Origin of the sequence: Streptomyces sp. NPDC050422, assembly GCF_044458665.1 — a bacterium.
GTDB lineage: Bacteria > Actinomycetota > Actinomycetes > Streptomycetales > Streptomycetaceae > Streptomyces.
This window is the reverse complement of the sequence record NZ_JBITIE010000002.1, coordinates 360,273-386,436: the sequence shown is the minus strand read 5'-3', so window position 1 is coordinate 386,436 and position 26,164 is coordinate 360,273. Positions and strand designations below refer to the sequence as shown.

Annotated in this window: 22 protein-coding genes and 1 tRNA gene; 11 read left to right on the top strand and 12 right to left on the bottom strand. The window is 68.5% G+C overall.

The genetic code is table 11. The features are described from left to right. The first annotated feature begins 51 nt into the window (after positions 1-51). Positions 52-1,422 carry a serine/threonine protein kinase gene (locus tag ACIBJG_RS04430; protein ID WP_399303779.1) on the top strand — a complete coding sequence of 457 codons (1,371 nt, stop codon included), beginning with the start codon at positions 52-54 and terminating at the stop codon, positions 1,420-1,422. A gap of 18 nt (positions 1,423-1,440) precedes the next feature. On the opposite strand, the gene ACIBJG_RS04425 is transcribed toward ACIBJG_RS04430, so the two are convergent. The 3 genes from ACIBJG_RS04425 to ACIBJG_RS04415 form a co-directional block, all read right to left on the bottom strand. Then, a complete protein-coding gene (locus tag ACIBJG_RS04425) occupies positions 1,441-2,793 on the bottom strand; it encodes a hypothetical protein (RefSeq protein ID WP_399303777.1) in 1,353 nt (450 codons plus the stop codon). Beyond that, positions 2,793-4,721, bottom strand: a complete 1,929-nt coding sequence (locus ACIBJG_RS04420) for a VWA domain-containing protein (protein ID WP_399303775.1) — start codon at positions 4,719-4,721, stop codon at positions 2,793-2,795. The genes ACIBJG_RS04425 and ACIBJG_RS04420 overlap by 1 nt, the downstream gene beginning before the upstream one ends. Before the next feature lie 151 nt (positions 4,722-4,872). After that, positions 4,873-5,007 (bottom strand): DLW-39 family protein, encoded by a 135-nt coding sequence (locus ACIBJG_RS04415; RefSeq protein ID WP_003958712.1) that lies wholly within the window; start codon positions 5,005-5,007, stop codon positions 4,873-4,875. Positions 5,008-5,325: 318 nt separating this feature from the next. On the opposite strand from ACIBJG_RS04415, the gene ACIBJG_RS04410 reads away from it, so the two are divergent. Continuing rightward, positions 5,326-5,697, top strand: a complete 372-nt coding sequence (locus ACIBJG_RS04410) for a DUF6344 domain-containing protein (protein ID WP_399303773.1) — start codon at positions 5,326-5,328, stop codon at positions 5,695-5,697. A 435-nt stretch (positions 5,698-6,132) separates the two neighbouring features. On the opposite strand, the gene ACIBJG_RS04405 is transcribed toward ACIBJG_RS04410, so the two are convergent. From ACIBJG_RS04405 to dnaA, 9 genes are all read right to left on the bottom strand, one after another. Further along, a tRNA-Ile gene (locus ACIBJG_RS04405) sits at positions 6,133-6,206 on the bottom strand. A 77-nt stretch (positions 6,207-6,283) separates the two neighbouring features. Next, positions 6,284-6,892, bottom strand: coding sequence for a DUF3566 domain-containing protein (locus ACIBJG_RS04400; protein ID WP_399303771.1), 609 nt, complete (start codon positions 6,890-6,892; stop codon positions 6,284-6,286). A 93-nt stretch (positions 6,893-6,985) separates the two neighbouring features. Next, positions 6,986-9,637 (bottom strand): DNA gyrase subunit A, encoded by a 2,652-nt coding sequence (gene gyrA / locus ACIBJG_RS04395; RefSeq protein ID WP_399303768.1) that lies wholly within the window; start codon positions 9,635-9,637, stop codon positions 6,986-6,988. 67 nt (positions 9,638-9,704) lie between these two features. Continuing rightward, positions 9,705-11,810 carry a DNA topoisomerase (ATP-hydrolyzing) subunit B gene (gyrB, locus tag ACIBJG_RS04390; RefSeq protein ID WP_399303766.1) on the bottom strand — a complete coding sequence of 702 codons (2,106 nt, stop codon included), beginning with the start codon at positions 11,808-11,810 and terminating at the stop codon, positions 9,705-9,707. A gap of 403 nt (positions 11,811-12,213) precedes the next feature. After that, positions 12,214-12,774, bottom strand: a complete 561-nt coding sequence (locus ACIBJG_RS04385; RefSeq protein ID WP_399303764.1) for a DUF721 domain-containing protein — start codon at positions 12,772-12,774, stop codon at positions 12,214-12,216. Beyond that, entirely contained in the window at positions 12,771-13,901 is a 1,131-nt protein-coding gene (recF, locus tag ACIBJG_RS04380; RefSeq protein ID WP_399303762.1) for a DNA replication/repair protein RecF, read from the bottom strand. Before recF ends, ACIBJG_RS04385 begins: the two co-directional genes overlap by 4 nt. 127 nt (positions 13,902-14,028) lie before the next feature. After that, entirely contained in the window at positions 14,029-14,907 is an 879-nt protein-coding gene (gnd, locus tag ACIBJG_RS04375) for a phosphogluconate dehydrogenase (NAD(+)-dependent, decarboxylating) (RefSeq protein WP_399303760.1), read from the bottom strand. 146 nt (positions 14,908-15,053) lie between these two features. Further along, positions 15,054-16,184: a DNA polymerase III subunit beta gene (gene dnaN / locus ACIBJG_RS04370; RefSeq protein ID WP_359082713.1), complete on the bottom strand. Its 1,131-nt coding sequence runs from the start codon at positions 16,182-16,184 to the stop codon at positions 15,054-15,056. Between the two features lie 1,038 nt (positions 16,185-17,222). Next, positions 17,223-19,028 carry a chromosomal replication initiator protein DnaA gene (gene dnaA, locus ACIBJG_RS04365; RefSeq protein ID WP_399303758.1) on the bottom strand — a complete coding sequence of 602 codons (1,806 nt, stop codon included), beginning with the start codon at positions 19,026-19,028 and terminating at the stop codon, positions 17,223-17,225. Between the two features lie 380 nt (positions 19,029-19,408). Between dnaA and rpmH the strand changes: the two genes are divergently transcribed. The 9 genes from rpmH (at position 19,409) to ACIBJG_RS04320 (ending at position 26,164) form a co-directional block, all read left to right on the top strand. Beyond that, positions 19,409-19,546 carry a 50S ribosomal protein L34 gene (gene rpmH, locus ACIBJG_RS04360; RefSeq protein WP_010985740.1) on the top strand — a complete coding sequence of 46 codons (138 nt, stop codon included), beginning with the start codon at positions 19,409-19,411 and terminating at the stop codon, positions 19,544-19,546. A 21-nt stretch (positions 19,547-19,567) separates the two neighbouring features. Then, entirely contained in the window at positions 19,568-19,939 is a 372-nt protein-coding gene (rnpA, locus tag ACIBJG_RS04355; protein ID WP_359131564.1) for a ribonuclease P protein component, read from the top strand. Then, complete coding sequence (gene yidD, locus ACIBJG_RS04350; RefSeq protein ID WP_399303755.1) at positions 19,936-20,295, top strand: membrane protein insertion efficiency factor YidD; 360 nt, start codon at positions 19,936-19,938, stop codon at positions 20,293-20,295. The genes rnpA and yidD overlap by 4 nt, the downstream gene beginning before the upstream one ends. Before the next feature lie 3 nt (positions 20,296-20,298). Beyond that, positions 20,299-21,561, top strand: coding sequence for a membrane protein insertase YidC (yidC, locus tag ACIBJG_RS04345; RefSeq protein WP_399303753.1), 1,263 nt, complete (start codon positions 20,299-20,301; stop codon positions 21,559-21,561). 14 nt (positions 21,562-21,575) lie between these two features. Continuing rightward, positions 21,576-22,085 (top strand): R3H domain-containing nucleic acid-binding protein, encoded by a 510-nt coding sequence (locus ACIBJG_RS04340; protein ID WP_148019656.1) that lies wholly within the window; start codon positions 21,576-21,578, stop codon positions 22,083-22,085. Between the two features lie 108 nt (positions 22,086-22,193). After that, positions 22,194-22,910 carry a 16S rRNA (guanine(527)-N(7))-methyltransferase RsmG gene (rsmG, locus tag ACIBJG_RS04335; protein ID WP_187285218.1) on the top strand — a complete coding sequence of 239 codons (717 nt, stop codon included), beginning with the start codon at positions 22,194-22,196 and terminating at the stop codon, positions 22,908-22,910. 223 nt (positions 22,911-23,133) lie between these two features. Then, positions 23,134-24,210, top strand: coding sequence for a ParA family protein (locus ACIBJG_RS04330; protein WP_399303873.1), 1,077 nt, complete (start codon positions 23,134-23,136; stop codon positions 24,208-24,210). Further along, positions 24,207-25,304, top strand: a complete 1,098-nt coding sequence (locus ACIBJG_RS04325; RefSeq protein ID WP_399303749.1) for a ParB/RepB/Spo0J family partition protein — start codon at positions 24,207-24,209, stop codon at positions 25,302-25,304. The genes ACIBJG_RS04330 and ACIBJG_RS04325 overlap by 4 nt, the downstream gene beginning before the upstream one ends. Positions 25,305-25,546: 242 nt before the next feature. Continuing rightward, positions 25,547-26,164, top strand: coding sequence for a GNAT family N-acetyltransferase (locus tag ACIBJG_RS04320; protein WP_399303748.1), 618 nt, complete (start codon positions 25,547-25,549; stop codon positions 26,162-26,164).

Here is a 26,164-nt window from a genome sequence, read left to right as displayed (position 1 = left end):
GCACAAGGACACGCACGGGCCGAGACAGGAACGGGGAGCGGGCGCAGCGCAATGGGTGAGGTCTTCGCTGGTCGGTACGAACTGATCGATCCGATCGGACGTGGTGGGGTCGGTGCTGTCTGGCGTGCCTGGGATCACCGGCGCCGCCGTTACGTGGCGGCCAAGGTCCTCCAGCAGAGCGACGCGCACACGCTGCTGCGCTTCGTGCGCGAGCAGGCGCTGCGGATCGAGCACCCGCACGTGCTCGCCCCGGCGAGCTGGGCGGCCGACGACGACAAGGTCCTGTTCACCATGGACCTGGTCAGCGGCGGTTCGCTGGCCCATGTCATCGGTGACTACGGCCCGTTGCCCCCGAGGTTCGTCTGCACGCTGCTCGACCAGCTGCTGTCGGGGCTTTCGACGGTGCACGCCGAGGGGGTCGTGCACCGGGACATCAAGCCCGCCAACATCCTGATGGAGGCCACCGGCACCGGCCGTCCGCATCTGCGGCTGTCCGACTTCGGGATCTCCATGCGCAAGGGCGAGCCTCGCCTCACCGAGACGAACTACGTGGTGGGGACGCCGGGTTACTTCGCACCCGAGCAGATGATGGGCGCCGAGCCGGACTTCCCCGCGGACCTCTTCGCGGTCGGTCTCGTCGCCCTGTATCTGCTCCAGGGCCAGAAGCCCGACTCCCAGGCGCTCGTCGAGCACTTCGCCTCGTACGGGACGCCCAGTGCCCCGCAGGGCATCCCCGAGCCGCTGTGGCAGGTCCTCGCGGGCCTGCTGCAGCCGGACCCGCAGGCCCGTTTCCGTACGGCCACGGGCGCGCGCAAGGCCCTGACGGCCGCAGTGGAGATGCTGCCCGAGCCCGGGCCCGGCGACGAGCCGGTGGAGGTCTTCGACCAGATCGGCCCGCTGCCCGCGGGGTTCGGCCCCGCCGGCCCCGTACAGGACCAGCAGGCCCCCCAGGCCACGCCGGCCCCGCAGGCCCCCCAGCCGGCCGGACAGCCGGCCGCAGGACAACAGGCCACGGGACAGCAGTCGTACGCACAGCCCCCGGCCGCCATGTCGGAGACGGGCAGCTTCCATCTCCCGCCGCCCCCGCAGCACACCGCCCCCACACCCCCGCCCTTCCCGTCGTCGGCGCAGCCCGCCACTCCGCACCCGGCGACCCACACGACGGCACCCTTCCCCGCCGCCGTGCCGGATCACTCGCAGGCCCCCACCGCCGCGGTGCAGCACGAACAGGCGCTCACCCGCGCCTACACCGCCCAGCACCCGCAGGCCCCGGTGGCGGCCTCCCACGCGCCTTCGCCCGCCCCGGCAGCCGGGAACGCGCCGCGAACGCGGCCGGGACCGCCCCCGAAGGTGGCGGTCCCGGTGCTGCTGGTGGCGCTGATCTGCTTCGCCGTGGGCATCTGGGCGCTGACCCAGGCCTGAGCGGCCGCGGGCCCGCTGCTACCAGGCCTGCGGGGGCCCTCCGTACGGAGACTGTCCGGACTGTGCAGACGGCCCGGCGCCTGCGGTCGCGGCGCGGCGCCGCGCGAGCAGCGTCCAGACGCCCAGCGCAAGGACCAGCACGGCTCCCGCGCCGATTCCGGCCGCTCCGACCAGCTTCATGTTGTTGCTGTCGCTCTCGGCCGCCTGCGGGCCGCTCTGGCCGCTCTTGGCCAGGTCCTTGTCCTTCTCCGTGACGGCGAAGATCCCGGCGTCGCCCGCGTACGGAGACTTTTCGGCCTTGCCCTGGACCTTGACCGACAGGGTCAGCGGGAACGGCTTGGCGCCGTAGGCCTTCTTGAGCTCCGGGCTCAGCGTGACGGACAGGTAGTACCAGCCGGCGAAGCGCATGGCGCTGACGCTGCTGCTCGAGTCGAACCTGTTCCGGTACGCGACCGGAGGCACCGGATCCAGGGAGACGGAGGCCGGCTTGCCCGCGTACGACATGGGCGAGACGTCGTCGACGTGGCCCAGGGCCGGGTTGTCCAGGGACATCGCGAGCGCGCCGCTGATGTACTCGTCGGACGCGGTGCTGTTGCCGAGGCGGGCCGTGGCGAAGATCTGCTGACCCCAGTCCACCGGAACCCGGTAGAAGAGGGTCTGTCCCGGGGCGACCTCGTCCTTCCACTCCCCGGTCTCCAGGCTCGTGGCGTCGTAGTAGGCGGTGCCGCCGTGCCTGCGGTTGTCGCCGGCGGGCGTGGGCGGCGCGGGCGACGCGGACGGCCAGCCCTCCGGCGCCTCGGTCGGCATCGCGGCCTCGTCGGCGAGTTGCGGCTCCGTCGCGTACCGCAGCTCCAGGTCCCAGTCCTCCGGCCCCGAGGTGGCCTTGCTCTCCCGCTCGACGAGGACGTTGTACGTACCGGGGCCCTGGCAGGTACTGCTGTCCTTCTCCACGACCCGGTAGCCGTACGCGGTGATCGGACGTGGGTACTCCGCGGACTCGAAGTTGGCATCCTCGGAGCTGCACTGCAGGTCCGAGGAGTCCCTGATGCTGACCGTGACGCCGTCCCCGTAGGCGACCTTGCCGCCCCCCTTGGGCACGACGACGGCGGAGACGTACGCGTTCGTCGTCGCGTCCAGGTTCAGGCGGTAGTAGAGCTTTTGTCCCACCTTGATCGAACTCTTGTAAACCGAACCGGCCTCGAGCTCCGCCGCCTCGGTGCTGACCTCGGCCCCGTTCACCGCCTTCGCACCCGGGTCGAAGGTGTACGCAGCGTCCTCACCGTCCGCGTACGCCGTCCCCGGCAGCGCCGCCACCGCGCACATCGCCGCGACCGCGGCCAGCGTCACCCGGCCCCTGCTGCGCTGCCTCATCACGCGCTTCCCCTCGTCGTCCGTGCGGCTGCCCCGCGGCGGCTGCGTACATATACGAACACGGCGACCAGCGCGGCCATGACGGCAGCCCCGGCAGCAGCCGCGATGCCGGTCCATCCTGCCCCTCCCGCACCACTGCTGTCTGCGGACGCGAGCGAATCGCCCTTCTTGTCCCCGTCCTGGGTCTTGGCCACGGGGGCGCCGTGCTGCGGGCCGGTCCGTTCGTCGCCGAGCACCGACACCCGCAGCACCACACCGATCTCCGGGTTCTCCGCGATCTCGGCGGCCTGCGCGCCCAGCGTCACCGAGATGTAGAAGCCGCCCCCGGCATACACCGGCTGGACATCGGACCGGACCTCGTAGCGGTTGGTCCAGGCGACCGGGACCCCGCCCATGGCCACCGCCGAAGGACGCCCGCTGTACATCGTGCGCGGGTTGAACTCGCCTCCTCCGGTGAGCGGGTGGCGCGCCGGCGTGAAGAGCTGGGTCGCACCGTAGGAGTACGTGCCCGTGGAGCCGTCCACCGTGGGCTCGTTCGCGAACTCCACGTCGTAGCGCACCTGCTGGCCCCAGCCCGCCGGGACCTTGTACCAGAGCGTCTGGGACGGCAGGATCCGGTCGCGCCACACACCCTGGCTGATCGTCTCGGCGTCGTTGAACCCGGTGCCGCCGTGCACGTCGTGGGGATCGCCCGCAGGCAGCGACGCCTCCTTGCCGCCGGGGCCGTACTCCGTCTGCGACTGGGCGGGCGTCACACCCTTGGCCAGCGGCGCCTCGACCCCGTACACGAGCTCGAGGGGCCAACGCGCGGCGTCGGAACCCTTCTTGCTCTCCCGCTCCACCACCAGCCGGTACCGGCCCGCCCGGTCGCAGGTGCGGGTGCCCTCCTGCGAGCGGACGCGGGCGACCGCCGAAGTCAGCGGAACCGCCCCCTCCTTCTGCAGGAAGCGCGCGGTGTCCGTCCCGCAGGAGCCGTGCTCGTCGTACTCGATACGGGTACTCAGCGCGTCGAACGTGTCCACGGCCGCCCCGGGTTGTGGCACCGCCGTCGCCGCGAAGTCTGCCGTGGAGACGGCGTCCAGATCGACCGCGTAGTACCGCTTCTCACCCGGCCCGATGGTGTCCAGGTACTGCCCGGGTACGAGCACGGGCGCCACGTCGACGGTGGCCGCGCCGGACACCCGCTTCCCCCTCAGGCGGTACCCGTCCGCGGAGAGCTGGGCGGCGCGCTGGAGCTGACGGGCCAGCGCCTTGGCGTCCGGGGCGTCGTAGTAGCGGCCGTTACCGGCGTTCGCGACGCATTGCAACTGCTCGCGCGCCGCACCCTTCACCTGGAAACCGACGGTGTCGATCCGCAGCCCGACGCCCTCCTTGCCGAGCTGCTCGGCAACCTCGCAGGGCTGCGGCGCACCGCAGTTGTCCTCGCCGTCGGAGATCAGCAGGATCGTCCGCGCGGCGATGGCACCGCCCGCGGGTTCCGGCAGGTCCTGCGCCGCCTTCCGGAGCGACAGGCCGATGGGGGTGTCCCCCCGGGGCCGTACGGCCGCCACGGCCTGCTTCATCGCCGCCCGGTCGAGCTTGTGCACCGGGCGTACGAGCCGGGTGTCGGTGCAGCCCTGCGGGTGATCGGCGCCGTACACGCGCAGACCGGTCGGATAGCCGTCGGGAAGGCCGTCCACGACCGTGCCGACCGCCGCACGGGCGCTCTCCATCCTGGTGTGCCCCGTGCCGTCGTCGTCCCCCATGGATCCGGACGAGTCCAGCACCATGACCAGGCTGCCGCTTCCGTCGGACCTGACCGCGTCCGGTGCGTCAAGGGCTCCCTGCGGGACCGCCAGGGCCGGCAGCGTGGCTGCCACCAGGGCGAACAGCGCCCCGCCGATCAATGCGCCCACCCGCGCGGTGCGGTGCTGATTGCGTGCCTTCACCCGTGCCCCCTCGACCGAAACCCCGACTCCTTTGCTCAAGCAACCTATTTATTTGCTTGAGGGAACTCAAGGGCACAGGTGTCACGGTCCCGCAACAGCACGAAGCCCCGGCCGCAACGGCGACCGGGGCCCGCGACAGGCTGGTTCTGTCTCACACACCCGAACCTGCGGGCACGGAGTCAGTCGCCTCCGTCCACAGATCCTGCTCGGCGCGATCCGCCTGGATCTGGCGGTACACGAGGAGCCCGCCGATGGCGGCCAGTGCGACCAGGAGAAGCTTCTTCACCGCGCGACCTCGTCTTTCCTTGGCATTGGGGAGTTCTGCTGCCCGACTATACACATCGGCCGATATCGACCGGTGACCTCCCCGCAACCCAACTGGCGCCTACGGACGAGCGATCGCAGCCGGATTGTGCATCGACGTCCGACGGTGCCGACAGCACCCCGCCGGACCCTTCGGACACCGCACCCCGGGACCGGTTGCACCATACGAGTGGTGTTCATCTGAAGAACGGCATATCGGCGGCGTCGGTCCCCGAAATCGCGAGCCGGATCCACATCATCAGGAAGGTAAGCAAACCGGACCACCTGAAAGTGAGGGGCCATGAGCACCTTCAAGGCAAAGAGCCTCTGGACCGCCTTCATCACCGCTTTCTTCGCACTTCTCGCGTCGCTGGGCCTCGCAAGCTCCGCCGCGGCGGCCACGGAAGCCACGGTCACGGAGCCGGCGGCCACGAGCCACGAGCACAGGGGCGCGACCACGGCAACTCCGGCAGCCCCGTCGGTGCGATGGACCCTTCCGCGTGACCGGGCGCTGCCTCCCACGATGAAGCAGCGCATCCGCGCCGAAGCACACGGCTCCTCACCCGCCGCCCGGCACCTGTCCGCTGACACGACGGACACCACGAACACCACCAGCACCGCCCGCGCCTCGCACGGCGCCCCTGCGGGGGACGCATCCCTCCTCCCGCCCTGAGAGCGCCGCACCTGACACCCTGAGCCCCCGGGCCGGTTCACACCGGCCGCGGGGGCTTTCCCGTGCACTCTCCGCCGTACGGGCGGGCACTCCGCGCGTCCGTACGCGGTCCCGGTAGCGCTTGTACGTCCCGGGAGCGCTTGTACGTATGGTGGACGGCTCACCTCTCCGGCGCACCTACCGGGGCCGGGGAGCGACGTGCCGTTCGGCGGCTTCGCGTTGACGGTGACGGTGGCGCAGCGGGCGTGCCCCGCGACGGGGCAGGGCAGGACAGGGCAGGACAGTGGGCGGGGCAGACAGGGCAAGACCGGCGGGCAGGCATCGGTCCCGGCCCCTCGGTGGGCACGGACCGGCGTGCGGGCGCCGGTGGAACTCCGTCGCCTACGCAGAAGGCCCGGTCCCTCCGAAGAGGGGCCGGGCCTTCTGTTGTCGCTGTGGGGCTAACAGGATTTGAACCTGTGGCCTCATCCTTATCAGGGATGCGCTCTAACCAACTGAGCTATAGCCCCGCCGCGCTTTTGTGTCGCGCTGACGTGAAGAAGATTAGCGCACGTCGGGGCCAGTCCCAAAATCGATACCTGCGCCGCTACTCGTCCTCGGCCAGCGTGAGCTCGACACCACCCACGAAGCCGGCCGACAAGTTGTAGATGAAGGCACCCAGCGTCGCCAGCGCGGTCGCCAGCACCACGTCGATCACCGCGATGACCGACGTGAAGATCAGCACCCGCGGCAGCGAAAGGAACGACTGCAGATCGAAGCCGTTGCCCTCGTTGGAACCGGTCGCCTCGCTGATGGTGCCGCCGACGGTCTCGAAGACGCCCATCGCGTCCATGACCATCCACAGCACCGCCGACGCGACCACCGTGCAGATGCCGAGCGCGATGGACAGCAGGAAGCTGACCTTCATCACCGACCACGGATCCGCCTTGGCCACCCGCAGACGCGCCTTGCGGGTACGCGGGGTCGTCCGCGCCCCCGTCCGCGGCCTGCGGGCCGCCTGAGCCGTTCCTGCACCCTGCACGGCGCCCTGCTGCCCGCCGTAGGACCGCCCACCCTGGGTCCCGCCCGGGGGCGAGGGGTAGGCCTGCGGGGGGTGGTACGGGCCCGCCTGGCCCGGTGCGGGTTCCCGCTCACCGGGCAACGGCCCGGTCGCGTAACCCTCGTACTGGGGCTGAGGGCCCCGGGTATCCGTCACAGTGCCCCCTTGGGAGTCCGTGGCAGAGCCACGGGCACCGTTCCCGCCGGCTCCGGAAGCGGCCGAACCGGCGCCCGTGGCTCCACTCACGCTCTACTCCTCGTGCTCCCCGGTCGAGGACGTGGTGCCCTCGACTCCGTCGACCGTGCTCTCGGCAGCCGCGTCGGCTGTCGCTGCCTCGGCCGTCTCGCCTTCGGCGTCAACGTCGACGGGACCGTCGACCTCTTCGGCCTCGCGGCCCGCCTCGGCGTTGCGAGCGATACCGACAACGGCGTCGCGCTTGCCCAGATTGATCAGTTGGACGCCCATGGTGTCACGGCCCGTCTCCCTGACTTCATTGACTCGCGTACGAATCACACCACCGCCGAGCGTGATGGCGAGGATCTCGTCCGTCCCCTCGACCACCAGCGCACCGACCAGCGAGCCCCGGTCCTCCACGATCTTGGCGGCCTTGATGCCCAGGCCGCCGCGACCCTGGACGCGGTACTCGTCGACGGGGGTCCGCTTCGCGTACCCGCCGTCAGTGGCAGTGAACACGAAAGTACCGGGCCTGACGACATTCATCGAGAGCAGTTCGTCTCCCTCGCGGAAACTCATGCCCTTCACACCCGAAGTGGCGCGGCCCATCGGGCGCAGCGCGTCGTCCGTCGCGGTGAACCTGATCGACTGGGCCTTCCTGCTGATGAGCAGCAGATCGTCCTCGGACGACACCAGTTCCGCACCGATCAGCTCGTCGTCCGAGCCGTCGGCCGTCTCGCGCAGGTTGATGGCGATGACGCCACCGGAGCGCGGCGAGTCGTAGTCCTTCAGCGCGGTCTTCTTCACCAGACCGCCCTTCGTGGCCAGGATCAGATACGGCGCGGCGTCGTAGTCGCGGATCGCCAGAATCTGCGCGATCTGCTCGTCCGGCTGGAAGGCCAGCAGGTTCGCCACGTGCTGACCGCGGGCGTCGCGGCCGGCGTCCGGCAGTTCGTAGGCCTTGGCCCGGTAGACCCGGCCCTTGTTGGTGAAGAACAGCAGCCAGTGGTGCGTCGTCGACACGAAGAAGTGGTCGACGATGTCGTCTTCCTTGAGCTTCGTGCCGCGCACACCCTTGCCGCCGCGCTTCTGCGAGCGGTAGTCGTCCGTCTTCGTGCGCTTCACATAGCCGCCGCGGGAGATCGTGACGACGATGTCCTCCTCGGCGATCAGGTCCTCGATGGACATGTCACCGTCGAAGGGCACCAGCTTGGAGCGCCGGTCGTCGCCGAACTTGTCGACGATCACCGCCAGCTCCTCGCTGACGATCTGCCGCTGCCGCTCGGGCGAGGCGAGGATCGCGTTGTACTCGTTGATCTTCGCCTGGAGCTCGTCGTGCTCGGCGGTGATCTTCTGGTGCTCCAGCGCGGCCAGCCGGCGCAGCTGCATCTCGAGGATCGCGTTCGCCTGGATCTCGTCGATCTCCAGCAGGCCCATGAGGCCCTCGCGCGCGATCTCCACGGTGTTGCTGCGGCGGATGAGGGCGATGACCTCGTCGATGGCGTCCAGGGCCTTGAGCAGGCCGCGCAGGATGTGCGCGCGCTCCTCGGCCTTGCGCAGCCGGAACCTCGTACGCCGAACGATGACCTCGATCTGGTGCGTCACCCAGTGGCGGATGAACGCGTCGACCGACAGGGTGCGCGGCACCCCGTCCACCAGCGCCAGCATGTTGGCGCTGAAGTTGGACTGCAGATCGGTGTGCTTGTAGAGGTTGTTCAGTACGACCTTGGCGACCGCGTCCCGCTTCAGCACGACGACCAGGCGCTGGCCCGTCCGCGACGAGGTCTCGTCGCGGACGTCCGCGATGCCGCCCACCTTGCCGTCCTTCACCAGGTCGGCGATCTTCTGCGCGAGGTTGTCGGGGTTGGTCTGGTACGGAAGCTCCGTCACGACCAGGCACTGGCGGCCCTGGATCTCCTCGACCGCCACGACCGCGCGCATCGTGATCGAGCCACGGCCGGTGCGGTACGCCTCCTCGATGCCCTTGCGGCCCACGACGAGCGCGCCCGTCGGGAAGTCCGGGCCCTTGATCCGCTCCAGGAGAGCGTCGAGCAGCTCCTCCTGCGTGGCCTCCGGGTGCTCCAGGTACCACTGGGCACCGGCCGCCACCTCGCGCAGGTTGTGCGGAGGGATGTTGGTCGCCATGCCGACCGCGATGCCCGCCGAACCGTTGATCAGCAGGTTCGGGAAGCGTGCCGGCAGAACCACCGGCTCCTGGTTACGGCCGTCGTAGTTGTCCTTGAAGTCGACGGTCTCCTCGTCGATGTCCCGGACCATCTCCATGGACAGCGGCATCATCTTGCACTCGGTGTACCGCATGGCGGCGGCCGGGTCGTTGCCCGGGGAACCGAAGTTGCCGTTGGAGTCCACGAGCGGCATGCGCATCGACCAGTGCTGCGCCAGGCGCACCAGAGCGTCGTAGATCGAGGAGTCGCCGTGCGGGTGGTACGTACCCATGACGTCACCGACGACGCGGGCGCACTTGTAGAAGCCCTTCTCGGGCCGGTAGCCGCCGTCGTACATCGCGTACAGCACCCGGCGGTGGACGGGCTTGAGGCCGTCCCGCACGTCGGGCAGGGCACGCGACACGATGACGGACATCGCGTAGTCGAGGTAGGAGCGCTGCATCTCCGTCTCGAGCCCGACGGGCTCGACACGCATGCCCACGCCCTCGACGGGCGGGACCTCTTCGGGCGTCACGGGGGCAGGGGTGTTCTCGTCGGCCATTGCTGGTCAAAGTCCTTTCGCGCTGCGGCTTGGAGGGTCGCCGGACCCTCCTCCTTGTACGGCCGACTCAGATGTCGAGGAAGCGGACGTCCTTGGCGTTGCGCTGGATGAACGAGCGCCGCGCCTCGACGTCCTCACCCATCAGCACCGAGAACAGGTCGTCGGCCTGCGCCGCGTCGTCGAGCGTGACCTGGCCGAGCACACGGTGGTCGACGTCCATCGTGGTGACACGCAGCTCCTCGGCGTTCATCTCGCCGAGACCCTTGAAGCGCTGGATCGAGTCTTCCTTGATCCGCTTGCCGTTCTCCTTGCCGAGCACCACGAGGGCGTCGCGCTCGCGGTCCGAGTACGCGTACTCGAAGTCGTCCCGGCCCCACTTGATCTTGTACAGCGGCGGGCGCGAGAGATAGACGTGCCCGGCCTCGACCAGCGGCCGCATGAAGCGGAAGAGGAACGTCAGCAGCAGGGTGTTGATGTGCTGACCGTCGACGTCGGCGTCCGCCATCAGAATGATCTTGTGATAGCGGAGCTTCTCGATGTCGAAGTCCTCGTGGACCCCGGTGCCGAAGGCCGAGATCAGTGCCTGGACCTCGGTGTTCTGCAGGATCTTGTCGATCCGGGCCTTCTCGACGTTCAGGATCTTGCCGCGGATCGGCAGGATGGCCTGGTACATCGGGTTACGGCCGGACTTCGCCGAACCACCGGCGGAGTCACCCTCGACGATGAAGATCTCGCACTTCGTCGGGTCGTTGGACTGGCAGTCGCTCAGCTTGCCCGGCAGCGAGGCGCTCTCCAGGAGCCCCTTGCGGCGGGTCAGGTCACGCGCCTTACGGGCCGCCACGCGGGCGGTCGAGGCGGCGATGCCCTTGCGGATGATGTCGGCGGCCTCGTTCGGGTTCCGGTCGAACCAGTCCGTCAGCTGCTCGTGGACGACCTTCTGCACGAAGGTCTTGGCCTCCGTGTTGCCCAGCTTGGTCTTCGTCTGGCCCTCGAACTGCGGCTCGCCGAGCTTGACCGAGATGATCGCCGTCAGACCCTCGCGGACGTCCTCACCGGTGAGGTTGTCGTCCTTCTCGCGCAGCAGCTTCTTGTCGCGCGCGTACCGGTTGACCAGCGAGGTCAGTGCCGCACGGAAGCCCTCCTCGTGCGTACCGCCCTCATGCGTGTGGATCGCGTTGGCGAAGGAGTAGACACCCTCGCTGTACTGCGTGTTCCACTGCATGGCGATCTCGGCCGAGAGGAGACGCTCCTTGTCCTCCGCCTCGATGTCGATCACCGACTGGTGGATGACGTCGCCCTTGCGGGAGTTGAGGTACTTGACGAAGTCGACGATGCCGTTCTCGTAGTGGTACGTGACCGTGCGGGTCGTCTCGTCCTCGGGGACCTCGGCCGCCTCGGCGCTGTCCGCGCCGGCCGTGGCCTTCGCCGACTCCCGCTCGTCGGTGAGCTTGAGGGTGAGGCCCTTGTTGAGGAAGGCCATCTCCTGGAAGCGGCGCGAGAGCGTCTCGAAGGAGTACTCGGTCGTCTCGAAGATGTCCCCGTCGGCCCAGAAGGTGACGGACGTGCCCGTCTCGTCGGTGGCCTCGTTACGGGCCAGCGGGGCTGTCGGGACACCGAACTTGTAGTCCTGGGTCCAGCGGTAGCCGTCCGTCCTGACCTCGACGGCCACCCGCGTGGACAGGGCGTTGACGACGGACACACCGACGCCGTGCAGACCACCGGAGACGGCGTAACCGCCGCCGCCGAACTTTCCGCCCGCGTGCAGGACGGTGAGCACGACCTCGACGGCCGGCTTGCCTTCGGACGGCACGATGCCTACCGGGATGCCACGGCCGTTGTCGATCACGCGCACCCCGCCGTCGGCGAGGATCGTGACGTCGATCGCGTTCGCGTGCCCGGCCATGGCCTCGTCGACCGAGTTGTCGACAACCTCTTGGACGAGGTGGTGGAGACCGCGCTCACCGGTCGAGCCGATGTACATGCCAGGTCGCTTGCGGACCGCGTCCAGACCCTCGAGCACGGTGATCGCGCTGGCGTCGTACGAGGCTGTCACCTCGCCCGAAGCCTTCGCCTCGGCCGGGGCGGGAGCAGCGCTGCTCTCGCCGGAGGTGGACGGAATGTTCTCGTTGGGGTTGCCGGAATCGGCCACGAAGCGCCCTTTCTGGCACAGCACAGGCCGTTCTCCGGGCAGGCGGGAGCGGCTGCGTCGTTCGGCTTGTATCGACGAATCCCGCAAGGACGCGGGATTGTCCACCAGTCTACCGGTAGCGCCGACCCGAATGGGGGTTTGCCGGTACCTGAGTCCGCATGTGCCGCCCTGAATGAGCGCCTGACGACTCCCCATATCCGGGAAGGGGCCTCAAGAGGCTCACACGGGCATTGAGCGCTTCGGCCTGTCAGCCTCCCGCTACGGTGAGGGACGCCTGGTCCCCGCCGCACGGTTTCCACCACCGCACACCCACACAAGAGGGACACCGGAGCTATCGACGACAACCAAGACATACGGGGCCCCGCGCCTCTCCCGCGCAGCATCGAGATCGCCGCCGGGCGCAGGAGAAAGGCCAGGTCAGAGTGGGTCAGCCGTAGGTGTCGCCCGGGCCTGTGCTCCCCGGCGCACGCAGCGGACCGTATCTGCGGGGCGGCCCTCCCGGCCCCTGGACCTTGATCAGCCTCACGGTGCCGTGCCCCAGATCCGCGTTCAGCCGGGCCACCAGCTGAGGTGCCAGCAGCCTCAGCTGCGTCGCCCACGCCGTGGAGTCGCACTGCACCGTCAGCACCCGCTCGTCGGGATCCTCGTCGTAACGCAACGGCACACAGTGATTGGCCAGATCGTCACCCACGATCTGCGGCCACCGCCCCATCACACCGCCCACCGCGGCCGGCGTCTCCCAGCCGCGCTCGGTGATCAGACGATTGATCGCGGCACCCAGCGGCAGCGGATCCCGGCCGTCCGCCCGTGCGCCGGAACGCAGCCCGCCGCCCCTTCTCGCCTGCTTCTTCTGCTGCGCGGCCGCACCGCGTGCCCGCGCCTGCTCCTTCGCCGCGCGCAGGGCTACCCGCGCCAGGTCCACACCCGAGGGTTCCGGCTGCTTCGCCGGGCCCCCGGCCGGTTCCTTGCCGTCCACGTCGCCGCTCACAGCCGCTCCACCTCGCCGGCCGACACCGCGTACCGCGTCCCCGCGAGCACCCCGGGGACGTCGTCGTCCACTGCGGCCGTCACCAGCACCTGCTCACCGGGGGCCACCAGCTCGGCCAGCCGCTCCCGGCGCCGGGCGTCCAGCTCGGCGAACACGTCGTCCAGCACCAGCACCGGCTCATTGCCCTCGGAGCGCAGCAGATCGTACGAGGCCAGCCGCAGGGCCAGCGCGTAGGACCAGGACTCCCCGTGGCTGGCGTACCCCTTGGCGGGCATTCCGCGCAGGCCGAGGACCAGGTCGTCGCGGTGCGGGCCGACCAGCGTCACGCCCCGCTCGATCTCCTGCTTGCGCACCTCGGCGAGGGCCGCGATCAGCTGCGCGTACAGCTCCTCGCGCGTGCTCGCGGGCTCGACGTCCGCACCCACCGAGCTCCGGTACTCCAGCATCACCGGCCCGCCGCCCGGCGCCACGTCCGCGTACGCCTTGTCGGCCAGGGGCTGAAGCGTCGCGATCAGGTCCAGCCGCTGCGCCAGCAGCTCCGCGCCCACCCGGCCCAGATGCTGGTCCCATACATCGAGCGTCGACAGGTCCATGGAGCGTCCGCCGTGCCGGCGCGCCATCGCCGCGGACTTCAGCAGTGTGTTGCGCTGTTTCAGCACCCGCTCGTAGTCGGAGCGCACCCCGGCCATCCGCGGCGAACGCGCCGTGACCAGCTCGTCGAGGAACCGCCGACGCTCGCCGGGGTCGCCCTTGACCAGCGCCAGATCCTCCGGAGCGAACAGCACCGTACGCACGATCCCCAGCACGTCACGCGGCCTGACCTGCGACGATCTGTTGATCCTTGCCCGGTTGGCCTTGCCCGGGTTCAGCTCCAGCTCGACCAGTTGGGACCGTTCGCCCTGGGTGACGGCGGCTCTGATGACAGCCCGGTCGGCGCCCATGCGGACCAAGGGAGCATCGGAGGAGACGCGGTGGCTGCCGAGCGTCGCGAGATAGCCGACGGCCTCGACGAGATTGGTCTTGCCCTGGCCGTTGGCCCCCACGAACGCGGTGACGCCCGGGTCGAGAGGCACCTCGACCCGGGCGTACGAGCGGAAGTCGGCCAGCGACAGATGCGTGACATGCATGGTGTACGCCGACCTTCCCGGCTTCCTGCTCCGTGCTTCGTGGTGCGGGACGGACCGTCCGGCCCTGCCCGCGCCTCGTCGCGGCTGCTGCTGGTGCTCGGCCGCTACTTCTTGATGTTCTCGACCGCTACTTCTTGTTCTCGACCGCGTGGCCGCCGAACTGGTTGCGCAGCGCGGCGATCATCTTCATCTGCGGGGAGTCGTCCTGGCGCGAGGCGAAGCGCGCGAAGAGCGACGCGGTGATCGCGGGCAGCGGCACGGCGTTGTCGATCGCCGCCTCCACGGTCCAGCGGCCCTCGCCGGAGTCCGCGGCGAAGCCACGGAGCTGGTCCAGGTGCTCGTCGTCGTCCAGCGCGTTGACCGCCAGGTCGAGCAGCCAGGAACGGATGACCGTGCCCTCCTGCCAGGAGCGGAAGACCTCGCGCACGTCGGTGACGGAGTCGACCTTCTCCAGCAGCTCCCAGCCCTCGGCGTAGGCCTGCATCATGGCGTACTCGATGCCGTTGTGAACCATCTTCGCGAAGTGGCCGGCGCCGACCTTGCCCGCGTGGACGGAACCGAACTCGCCCTCGGGCTTCAGCGCGTCGAAGACCGGCTGGACCTTCGCGACGTGCTCGACGTCGCCGCCGTACATCAGCGCGTAGCCGTTCTCCAGGCCCCAGACGCCGCCGGAGACTCCGCAGTCCACGAAGCCGATGCCCTTGATGCCCAGCTCGACCGCGTGCTTCTCGTCGTCCGTCCAGCGGGAGTTCCCGCCGTCCACGACGATGTCGCCGGGCGAGAGCAGCTCGGCCAGCTCGTCGACCGTGGACTGGGTCGCGGCACCGGCCGGAACCATGACCCACACGACGCGGGGGCCCTTCAGCTTGCCCACAAGCTCTTCGAGACTGTGGACATCGGCGACGTCCGGGTTGCGGTCGTAACCGATGACGGTGTGGCCAGCGCGGCGGATGCGCTCGCGCATGTTGCCGCCCATCTTGCCGAGGCCGACGAGACCGATCTCCATCAGAGATTCCTTAAGCGTTGTGCCGATTCGTACCCAGGACCGAGCCTACGCCCGGCAGGGAACAGGACGCCGGGCATGCTCGGCGCTGAACGTGCCCGTCGGGTCCTGCCGCGGTTCCTCGAACCTCGGCAGGACCGGTGACCGGATCAGCCGGAGAGGCGGACCGGCATGATCAGGTACTTGTAAGCGTCGTCCGCTTCGGCGTCCACGGCAGGCCGGCCGCTGAGCAGCGCGGGCTTGGTGGACGTGGTGAAGGAGAGCTGGGCGACCGGCGAGTCGATGGCGCTCAGGCCGTCGAGCAGGAACGTCGGGTTGAAGGCGATCGAGATGTCGTCGCCCTCCAGCACGGAGTCCACGCGCTCCACAGCCTGTGCGTCGTCGCTGGAACCCGCTTCGAGGATCAGGACGCCCTGCTCGAAGCTGAGCCGCACCGGGGTGTTCCGCTCGGCCACCAGGGCCACGCGCTTGACGGCCTCGACGAACGGGGCCGTCTCGATGACGGCGACCGAGTTGAACTCGGTGGGGAACAGCGTGCGGTACTTCGGCAGGTCGCCCTCGAGCAGCCGGGTCGTCGTCCGCCGGCCCGCGCCCTCGAAGCCGATGAGGCCCTCACCGGCACCGGAGCCCGACAGGGCGAGCGTCACGGTGTCGCCGCTCGTCAGCGCCTTGGCGGTGTCCAGCAGCGTCTTGGCGGGCACCAGGGCGACGGCGGAGGCGTCGGCGTTCTCCGGCTTCCAGAGGAACTCGCGGACCGCGAAGCGGTAGCGGTCGGTGGAGGCGAGAGTGACGGTGTCGCCCTCGATCTCGATGCGCACACCGGTGAGCACGGGCAGCGTGTCGTCGCGGCCGGCGGCGATGGCGACCTGGGCGGCCGCCGAGGCGAAGACCTCACCGGGGACGGTGCCGGTCGCGGTCGGCATCTGGGGCAGCGCGGGGTACTCCTCCACAGGAAGGGTGTGGAGTGTGAACCGCGAGGAGCCGCAGGACACCGTCGCCCGTACACCGTCTGTGGAAATCTCCACCGGCCGGTTGGGCAGGGCGCGGCAGATGTCGGCGAGCAGCCGGCCGGAGACGAGCACCGTGCCGTCCTCCTCGATCTCGGCATCCACCGAGACCCGGGCCGAGACCTCGTAGTCGAAGCTCGAGAAGCTGAGGGCGCCGTCCTCAGCCTTCAGCAGAAGGCCCGCAAGAACGGGCGCCGGCGGACGGGCCGGGAGGCTACGGGCCACCCAGGCCACAGCCTCCGCGAGTACATCGCGCTCCACCCGGATCTTCACCGGAACCGCCTCCTGCTGTTGCTCGCTCGCCCTGCTGGCCTTCGTCGTCTGGTCGGGTCGCTCCACCGATGCCGGGGGGAGGACGCCGGGGTCCAGTCTGACGTACGGCACCGACACTCGGTGCTGCTCGGGGTCAAGTCGCGACAAGAGGCTCGGACCGCTCCGGCGCCGAGTTGTGCACAGGCCCCACTTCGAAGCGGATTCCGAGCTAACTATAGGTGGCAGTAGTAGTAGGGCCTGTGGAAACGGTGGATAACGTCGTTTTCGCAGGTCAGACCCTGTTTTTTGTCCACCGACCCTGTGGGTGGCGCCGGTGGACAACTTGGTGTTTCTGTGGACACCCGAAAGTTGTGCACACCCGATACACAGGGCAGGGGGGTTTCTCCCCAGGACTGTCCCCAGCTTTGCCCACGTTCCCCACAGCCCAACCGCCCCTCTCGGTGTGACGCCTTTCACTCGGGGCGGTGAAAGCGGGTGTCGCGTTGCCGAACAGTGGACAGCGGTGTGGAGAAGTCCGCCCTACCTGGGGAAAACGGCCGCCTGCCTGTGGGGCGACGGTGGACAACTTCGATCTCCCCCTGTGGACGAAAAACTTGTCCACAGGCTGTGGATCATTGTTGACCACAAATCCCCAGGCCCCTGAGCTGGTCTGATGGAGTATCGGCTGCCGCGCCTGTGGATGCAGTATGGACAACTTTTGGATCCCCAGGCTGTGGAGGGAAAATTCTCCCCAGATCTGTGGAGAACAGCCCTTCGGCGGCAGGTATTCGAACAGCCGCGACGGCCCGGAGCCCCGCTCGACCCGTCTCAACCCCCGTTTCAACCCCCGTTTCAACCCCCTGCTCGCCCTCTGCTCGCCCCTCTGTGAAGCGGCCAGGACCGAGACGGCGTGCCTCCAGGCGGGCGGAGAAGGCTGCTCCGGGAGACGGAGAAGGACGCTCACGGAGACAAAGAAGGGCGCTCCACGGACTCCTGGAGAGTCCGTGGAGCGCCCTTCCGGCGTGCTCCGGCTCGCGCCGGCGACGATGTGGCGGCTCGTCAGCCGTTCTTGATGCGGTTGGTGAGTTCAGTGACCTGGTTGTAGATGGAGCGCCGCTCCGCCATCAGCGCACGGATCTTGCGGTCGGCGTGCATCACCGTCGTGTGGTCCCGGCCGCCGAACTGCGCACCGATCTTGGGCAGCGACAGATCCGTCAGCTCGCGGCACAGATACATGGCGATCTGGCGTGCCGTCACCAGCACCCGGCTGCGCGAGGAACCGCAGAGGTCCTCCACCGTCAGGCCGAAGTAGTCGGCGGTCGCCGCCATGATCGCCGTCGCCGTGATCTCCGGGGCCGAGTCCTCGCCGCCCGGGATCAGGTCCTTCAGCACGATCTCGGTGAGGCCGAGGTCCACCGGCTGACGGTTGAGACTGGCGAAGGCCGTCACCCGGATGAGAGCACCCTCCAGCTCACGGATGTTGCGGGAGATGCGGGAGGCGATGAACTCCAGGACCTCCGGCGGGGCGTTGAGCTGCTCCTGCACCGCCTTCTTGCGCAGGATCGCGATGCGCGTCTCCAGCTCCGGAGGCTGCACATCGGTGGTCAGGCCCCACTCGAAACGATTCCGCAGCCGGTCCTCCAGGGTCACCAGCTGCTTGGGCGGCCGGTCCGAGGACAGCACGATCTGCTTGTTGGCGTTGTGGAGCGTATTGAAGGTGTGGAAGAACTCCTCCTGTGTCGACTCCTTGCTCGCCAGGAACTGGATGTCGTCCACCAGCAGGATGTCGACGTCGCGGTACCGCTTGCGGAAGGTGTCGCCCTTGCCGTCGCGGATCGAGTTGATGAACTCGTTGGTGAACTCCTCCGAGCTCACGTACCGCACCCGGGTGCCCGGATAGAGACTGCGGGCGTAGTGCCCGATGGCGTGCAGCAGGTGGGTCTTGCCGAGCCCCGACTCCCCGTAGATGAAGAGGGGGTTGTACGCCTTCGCGGGCGCTTCGGCCACCGCGACGGCGGCCGCGTGCGCGAACCGGTTCGACGCCCCGATGACGAAGGTGTCGAAGAGGTACTTCGGGTTCAGCCGGGCGTGCGGTTCGCCGGGGCCGGGAGCCGGTGAGGGCTGCGCGCCCATCGGACCGGTGCCGCCCCCGGGGCGTCCTGTGCCGCCGCCCTGCCGGTGCTGGGGCTCCTGCATGTCATGGCGCTCGGGGCGCTGGGACTCGTAGCCCTGGCGCTCGGGAGGCTGCGAACGGTAGTCGTGCTGCGGCTGCTGCTGCGGGGAGCGGCCGCCGCCGTACGGCTCGCGCCACTGCTCGGCGGCCGGGTCGCGGTCCTGGAACCCGCCGAGCCGGGGCTGCTGCCAGGAGAGGTCCTCCTGGGTCCGCGGCCAGGCGCCGGGTTCGGGTCGCTGCTGCTGGTAGTCGGGGTAGGCGGGCCGGGCCGTCGGCATGCCGTCGTCCGAGGGCCGGTGCCCGTAACCGTCGTAGCCGTCGTTGTGCTGCCGCTCGTCGTGCTGCGGCCCCTGGTAGCGGTGCTGCTGAGGCTGCTGGGACTGGTGCATCGGGGGGGCCGGCGGGTTCGGCGGCTCGCCCGCGGAGTCGTCGACCGTGATCGCGATCCGGATCGTCCGGCCGCACTCCCGGCTCAGCGTCTCGCTGATGAGCGGGGCGAGCCGGCCCTCCAGGACGCGCTTGCCCCATTCATTGGGGACGGCGAGCAGCGCGGTGTCGGCAACCAGCGCGAGCGGCTGGCAGCGCTCGATCCACTGCTTGTCCTTCGGCTCGATGCCCTGCTGGCCCTCCCCGAGGAGTTGCTCCAGCACTCGTGGCCACACTGCGGCAAGATCGGCAGGTACGTCAGCCACAAGGCACGCTCTCTCGCTGGTCCCACGAATGTGTGGTTCTCGGGACGTATGGGTCGGGATGGGTGAGGACCGGCAGGCGGGAAGAAAAAGAACCGGGGTTCAGCCACGGTAGGCGGGCCGACCCATGCGGTTCAAGTCGTTGTCCACAGGCTGTGCACAATGGGGGGTCCGACAGGGTCGGTTTGACCGGATGGCGTAGCCGCGCGTACCGTGACCAGGTCGAGTTGTCGATGGCTGCTGCCGCCTGCCTCCGATGGGCAAAGATCACGATCTGTGATTGTGAAGCGGTGCACTAGGGCGTTTACGCGAGTCTCTCGTGGGCGCACGGTGACAGCCAGGCGATGTCCCGCCAACACACGAATCATTTCTGGAGCCCCCGAGTGAGCAAGCGCACCTTCCAGCCGAACAACCGTCGTCGCGCGAAGACCCACGGTTTCCGTCTGCGTATGCGGACCCGTGCCGGCCGCGCGATCCTCGCGTCCCGCCGTGGCAAGGGCCGCGCCAGCCTGTCCGCCTGATCGCGTACAGGTCGTCATGACGTGCTGCCTACCGAGAATCGGCTGAGGCGGCGCGAGGACTTCGCGACCGCAGTACGGCGAGGACGCAGGGCCGGCCGCCCTCTACTCGTCGTCCATCTACGTAGCGGTGCAACGGACCCGCACGTGACTGGGGAGACTGCTCCCCCGCCGCGTGCGGGTTTCGTTGTCAGCAAAGCAGTGGGTGGTGCGGTCGTTCGCACAGCAGTGAAGCGAAGGCTTCGCCATTTGGTCCGCGAACGGCTTGCCCTGCTGCCCCCCGGTAGCCTGGTTGTCGTACGCGCGTTGCCCGGCTCGGGTGACGCCGACCATGAACAGCTGGCCCGAGACCTGGATGCCGCCTTTCAGCGGCTGCTGGGAGGGGGCGCGCGATGAAGTACCCGCTGCTGGCTCTCATCAAGCTGTACCAGTGGACGATCAGCCCACTTCTCGGGCCTGTCTGCCGTTACTACCCGTCGTGTTCCCACTATGGATATACGGCGATCGACCGGCACGGAGCGATCAAGGGAACAGCGCTGACAGCCTGGCGCATCCTGCGATGCAATCCGTGGTCACCCGGCGGCGTGGATCACGTTCCACCACGCAAACGTCCGCGTTGGCACGAGCTGCTGCGTAGTGCCATACGCGGCAGCAAGGGCGGGGACTCCGCCGCTGATGTGCCTCCCGGGAGGTCGGCCACCGATCTCCCGAGCTCGGCCGCAGAGACTTCGCCCAATGCTCAAGGAGCCTGATTAGTGGACACGATTGCCAGTCTGTTCAGCTTCATCACGTGGCCCGTTTCCTGGGTCATCGTCCAGTTCCACAAGTTGTACGGGGCGATCTTCGGCCCTGACACGGGATGGGCCTGGGGTCTTTCCATCGTGTCCCTCGTGGTGCTGATCCGTATCTGTCTGATCCCGCTGTTCGTCAAGCAGATCAAGTCGACGCGGAACATGCAGGTGCTCCAGCCGAAGATGAAGGCGATCCAGGAGCGCTACAAGAGCGACAAGCAGCGTCAGTCCGAAGAGATGATGAAGCTGTACAAGGAGACGGGTACCAACCCGCTCTCCTCGTGCCTTCCGATCATCGCGCAGTCGCCGTTCTTCTTCGCCCTGTACCACGTGCTCTCGGCCATCGCGTCGAACAAGAAGATCGGTGTCATTGACCAGTCGCTGCTGGACAGCGCTCGTCAGGCCCACATCTTCGGTGCTCCGCTGGCAGCCAAGTTCATGGACAGCGCCGACAAGGTCGAGGCGCTGGGCGCCTCGCTGGTGGATGTGCGGGTCGTCACCGCGGTCATGATCGTGATGATGTCGGCCTCGCAGTTCTTCACGCAGCGCCAGCTGATGACGAAGAACGTCGACCTGACGGTCAAGACGCCGTACATGCAGCAGCAGAAGATGCTCATGTACATCTTCCCGCTGATCTTCGCCGTCATGGGTATCAACTTCCCCGTCGGTGTCCTCGTCTACTGGCTGACCACGAACGTCTGGACCATGGGTCAGCAGATGTACGTGATCAACCAGAACCCGACCCCGGGCAGCAAGGCGCAGGAGCAGTACCTCGGGCGTCTCCTGAAGAGCGTCACCTCACACGGTGAGGTGCGGGGCCGGACCCGGCGCAACACGGTCAAGCGCATCACGGCCAAGGGCCCGGACCGCAACGACATCGAGCGGAAGTTCGTCACGGGACTGGCCAAGCTCGGCCTCGCCCCCCAGGAGGACGGCACGGTGGCCAAGAGTGACACCGCCGTCGCCGAGGCGGAGGGTGGAGCCGCACAACGGCGCCAGCAGCCCAAGCGTCAGACGAAGGCGAAGCGTCACACCACTACGGGCCACCCGAGCGGGGCCAAGGACTCCGACTCCAGTGAGCCCGAGTCCAAGACCTCCCTGGAGAAGAACGCACCGCAGGACGCCAAGTCCAAGCCGGCGGGCAAGCCCGCGTCCGGCTCCTCACGCCAAGCCAAGTCCGGACAGCGCAAGGGCCCGCAGCGGCCCAAGCACCCGTCCAAGAAGTAAGAAGGAGTCCATCCGTGACGGAAGGCACCACCTCCACGGCCGCTGAGGGCAGCGACACCTTGACCCGCCTCGAGCAGGAAGGGGAGATCGCAGCGGACTACCTTGAGGGCCTGCTCGACATCGCCGACCTGGACGGCGACATCGACATGGACGTCGAGGCGGACCGGGCCGCGGTCTCGATCATCAGTGAATCGGCACGTGAACTGCAGAAGCTCGTGGGCCGCGACGGTGAGGTGCTGGAGGCACTCCAGGAGCTGACGCGGCTGGCTGTGCACCGGGAGACCGGTGACCGCAGCCGTCTGATGCTGGACATCGCCGGATTCCGGGCCCAGAAGCGCACGGAACTCGCCGAACTGGGTGCCAAGGCCGCGGACGAGGTCAAGAGCACCGGCGAGCCGGTGAAGCTTGACCCGATGACGCCGTTCGAGCGCAAGGTTGTGCACGACGCGGTTGCGGCCGCAGGTCTGCGCAGCGAATCGGAGGGCGAGGAGCCGCAGCGCTTCGTCGTCGTCCTTCCGGCCTGACCGGATCCTCTCCTGTCGGCCCCGTCTGTTCGCAGACGGGGCCGATCTTTGTCAGCCTGATAGTCAGCCACCCATGGTGCGGTAGTGCGGTATGGAAGGACGGTTCCCGTGACGGAGGAAGTAGCGCTTCCCCAGGCGCCCGACGAGGCCCGGGAGGTGTTCGGTGAGTGCTTTCCCGAGGCCGTCCGGTACGCGGAACTGCTGGCCGATGCGGGGGTCAAGCGAGGGCTGATCGGCCCTCGCGAGGTCCCGCGTCTGTGGGAGAGGCACCTGCTGAACTGCGCGGTGCTCTCCGAGGTCGTCCCCGAGGGCGTCACGGTCTGCGATGTGGGATCCGGCGCCGGCCTTCCGGGTATCCCGCTGGCGTTGGTGCGCCCGGATCTGAAGATCACTCTGCTTGAGCCGTTGCTCCGGCGTACGAACTTCCTCCAGGAAGTCGTCGAACTGCTGGGCCTGGACCATGTGACGGTCGTCCGGGGCCGGGCCGAGGAGGTCCTGGGGACGCTTCAGCCGGTGCATGTGGTGACGGCGCGTGCGGTCGCCCCGCTGGATCGCCTGGCAGGCTGGGGAGTGCCCCTGCTTCGCCCGTACGGGGAGATGCTGGCGCTCAAGGGTGATACTGCCGAGGAGGAGATCAACGGCGCGCGAGCGGCCCTCAGCAAGCTTGGCGTGGTGGAGACCGAGGTGCTTCATGTCGGCGAGGGCGTCGTCGATCCGATGTCCACCGTGGTGCGGGTGGTGGTCGGCGAGAGTCCTGGCGGTGTGAGGTTCGCCGCAAAGCGCGCCAAGGCCGCGAGGGTCAGCCGGACACGTCGTCGTCGCTGAGGACAGCTGTACGTACCCCTCGCGGAGTGTCGTGCCCCTGTAGCTACGCTGCAGGGGCATCGTGTTTCACGTGAAACGTCGCTCTCTGCTGCATGGAATCATCGGCCGCGGTCGTGCGGCCGCCACCCCTCGCCATCGCAGGCCCGTTAGGGCTACGGAGTTGTCCACAGAAGTGGATTCATCCACAGAAGAGCGGGCCTCGCTGGTTCGCGACCCCGAAACCATGGCAGGCTCTGCTCATTGCGAGCCTGAAGTCGAGGAGAGTGAATCCTTGCGGTCCGACGCCAACATCGCGGGACCGATGACCGATCCGGTCCCCGGTCCCCGAACCGAATCGGCGGGGGACGGTGTTTCACGTGAAACACCGCCGCCGATGGATGACACACCCATCGGTCGTGCGGCCCAGCTGGCGGTGGAGGCCCTCGGCCGTGCCGGCGAGGGGCTGCCGCGGCCTGACCAGACGCGGGTCATGGTGGTGGCCAACCAGAAGGGCGGGGTGGGTAAAACTACTTCGACGGTCAACCTTGCCGCGTCGCTAGCACTCCACGGTGCACGCGTTCTCGTGGTGGACCTCGACCCGCAGGGGAACGCCTCTACGGCTCTGGGTATCGACCACCATGCCGAAGTTCCCTCGATCTATGACGTCCTGGTGGAGAGCAAGCCGCTCTCCGACGTGGTCCAGCCGGTTCCGGACGTCGAAGGTCTCTTCTGCGCCCCGGCCACCATCGATCTCGCCGGTGCGGAGATCGAGCTGGTGTCGCTGGTGGCGCGGGAGAGTCGACTGCAGCGGGCGATCCAGGCGTACGAGCAGCCGCTCGACTACATCCTGATCGACTGCCCGCCCTCGCTCGGCCTGCTGACGGTCAACGCTCTGGTGGCCGGTGCGGAGGTGCTGATCCCCATTCAGTGTGAGTACTACGCGCTGGAAGGGCTGGGTCAGCTGCTGCGCAACGTCGACTTGGTGCGGGGGCATCTCAACCCCGACCTCCATGTGTCGACGATCCTGCTCACCATGTACGACGGCCGGACCAGGCTTGCGTCACAGGTGGCGGAGGAGGTGCGCAGCCACTTCGGGAAGGAGGTGCTGCGGACCAGCATTCCTCGTTCGGTGCGGATCTCCGAGGCGCCGAGCTACGGGCAGACCGTGCTGACCTATGACCCGGGCTCGAGCGGGTCCTTGTCCTACCTCGAAGCAGCCCGCGAGATCGCGCTGCGTGGGGTTGGGATCCAGTACGAGGCCCAGCATGCCCAGTCGGGCAGTCGGAACAGCCAGCAGAATACTTCGGAGGGGAACCAGTGAGTGAGCGTCGTAGAGGGTTGGGGCGAGGGCTCGGTGCCCTGATCCCCGCCGCTCCGCAGGAGAAGCAGGTGTCGCCCGCCGGGATGGGTACGTCCCCGTCCGGGACGATGCCGGTGCTGACGTCCGAGCGGGGTGTGGCTGTCGCGAAGGTGACCACCCTGGGTTCGGGTGGGCCTGTGGTGCCGGAGCCGAGCGCACCTGTCTCGGTGTCCGACGGGAGCCCGGCAGAGGTGGCCGGGGCGTACTTCGCCGAGCTTCCGATCGATTCGATCACGCCGAACCCTCGTCAGCCCCGTGAGGTGTTTGACGAGGACGCGCTCGCCGAGCTGGTCACCTCTATCAAGGAGGTCGGCCTTCTCCAGCCCGTCGTCGTGCGGAAGGCCGGGGCCGGGCGCTTTGAGCTCATCATGGGCGAGCGGCGCTGGAGGGCCTGCCGCGAGGCGGATCTGCAGCACATTCCGGCGATCGTCCGGGCCACGGACGACGAGAAGCTTCTTCTGGACGCGCTCCTGGAGAACCTGCACCGGGCTCAGCTGAACCCTTTGGAAGAGGCGGCCGCGTACGACCAGCTCCTCAAGGACTTCAAGTGCACCCATGACCAGTTGGCCGACCGGATCGGGCGCTCGCGGCCGCAGGTGTCCAACACCTTGCGTCTGCTGCGGCTGTCGCCGCCGGTTCAGCGCAGGGTGGCGGCCGGGGTGCTGTCCGCGGGACATGCGCGGGCGCTGCTCTCGGTGGACGACTCCGAGGAGCAGGACAAGCTGGCGCATCGCATTGTGGCCGAAGGGCTCTCGGTGCGTGCGGTCGAAGAGATCGTGACGCTCATGAGCTCCAGGCCCACGAGCGCCGCGAAGGCCAAGGGGCCCCGGGCCGGCGGTCGACTGTCACCGGCGCTGACCGACCTGGCGTCCCGGCTGTCCGACCGGTTCGAGACCCGGGTGAAGGTCGACCTGGGGCAGAAGAAGGGGAAGATCGTCGTCGAGTTCGCCTCGATGGAGGATCTGGACCGCATCCTCGGGAGCCTCGCCCCGGGCGAGGGCCGTGTTCTGGACCGGACTCCCCCGGAGGAGCCGGCCGAGGACGACGAGGGCTGACGCTCTGAGCGGTGAGCGGCGGGCTGTGCTCCGGTGAGTGACGGAGAACAGCCCGCCTTTTGCTTTCTGTGCCAGGCGGCCGCGGGAAGACGGTTCGCCCTTTGCTTTTTCACGGTGTCGGCTTGATCCCTCGGTGGATACGATGCGTTCTGGTAGGGCGCATCCAATTGATCCACCTCCGTGAACGGAGTGCACCGGCCGTCAGGCGATGCGGTGGGTGAAGGAAGTGAGGAACAGCCTTCATGGGGCGTCGGCTCGTACCGCTCACGCTGGACAACCTGTCTGATCTCCCCCAGCGCTGCCGCTCGTGTGTGTTCTGGGAGCTCGATCCGGTGAGGGGCAATGCCGCGGTCAACGGCGGCAGGGCCGAGCTGGAGAAGGAGGCGTGGATTTCCGCCGTCCTGCTTGAGTGGGGGTCCTGCGGCCGCGTGGTCTATGTCGACGATGTGCCGGTCGGATTCGTCCTCTACGCCCCGCCCGCCTACGTGCCGAGAGCGACGGCGTTTCCGACGAGTCCTGTCTCCCCCGATGCGGTCCAGTTGATGACGGCCTTGATCCTGCCGGGATACCAGGGCCAGGGGCTGGGCCGGGTGATGGTGCAGACGGTTGCCAAGGATCTGCTCCGCCGGGGGTTCAAGGCGATCGAGGCCTTCGGGGACGCCCGCTGGAAGGAACCCGCCTGCGTGCTGCCTGCAGATCATCTGCTGGCGGTGGGCTTCAAGACGGTCCGGCCCCACCCGGTGCACCCCCGGATGAGGCTGGAGCTGCGTACGACGCTTTCGTGGAAGGAAGACGTCGAAATGGCCCTGGACCGGTTGCTGGGGGTCGTACAGAAGGAACCCGTGCTGCGGCCGTTGTGA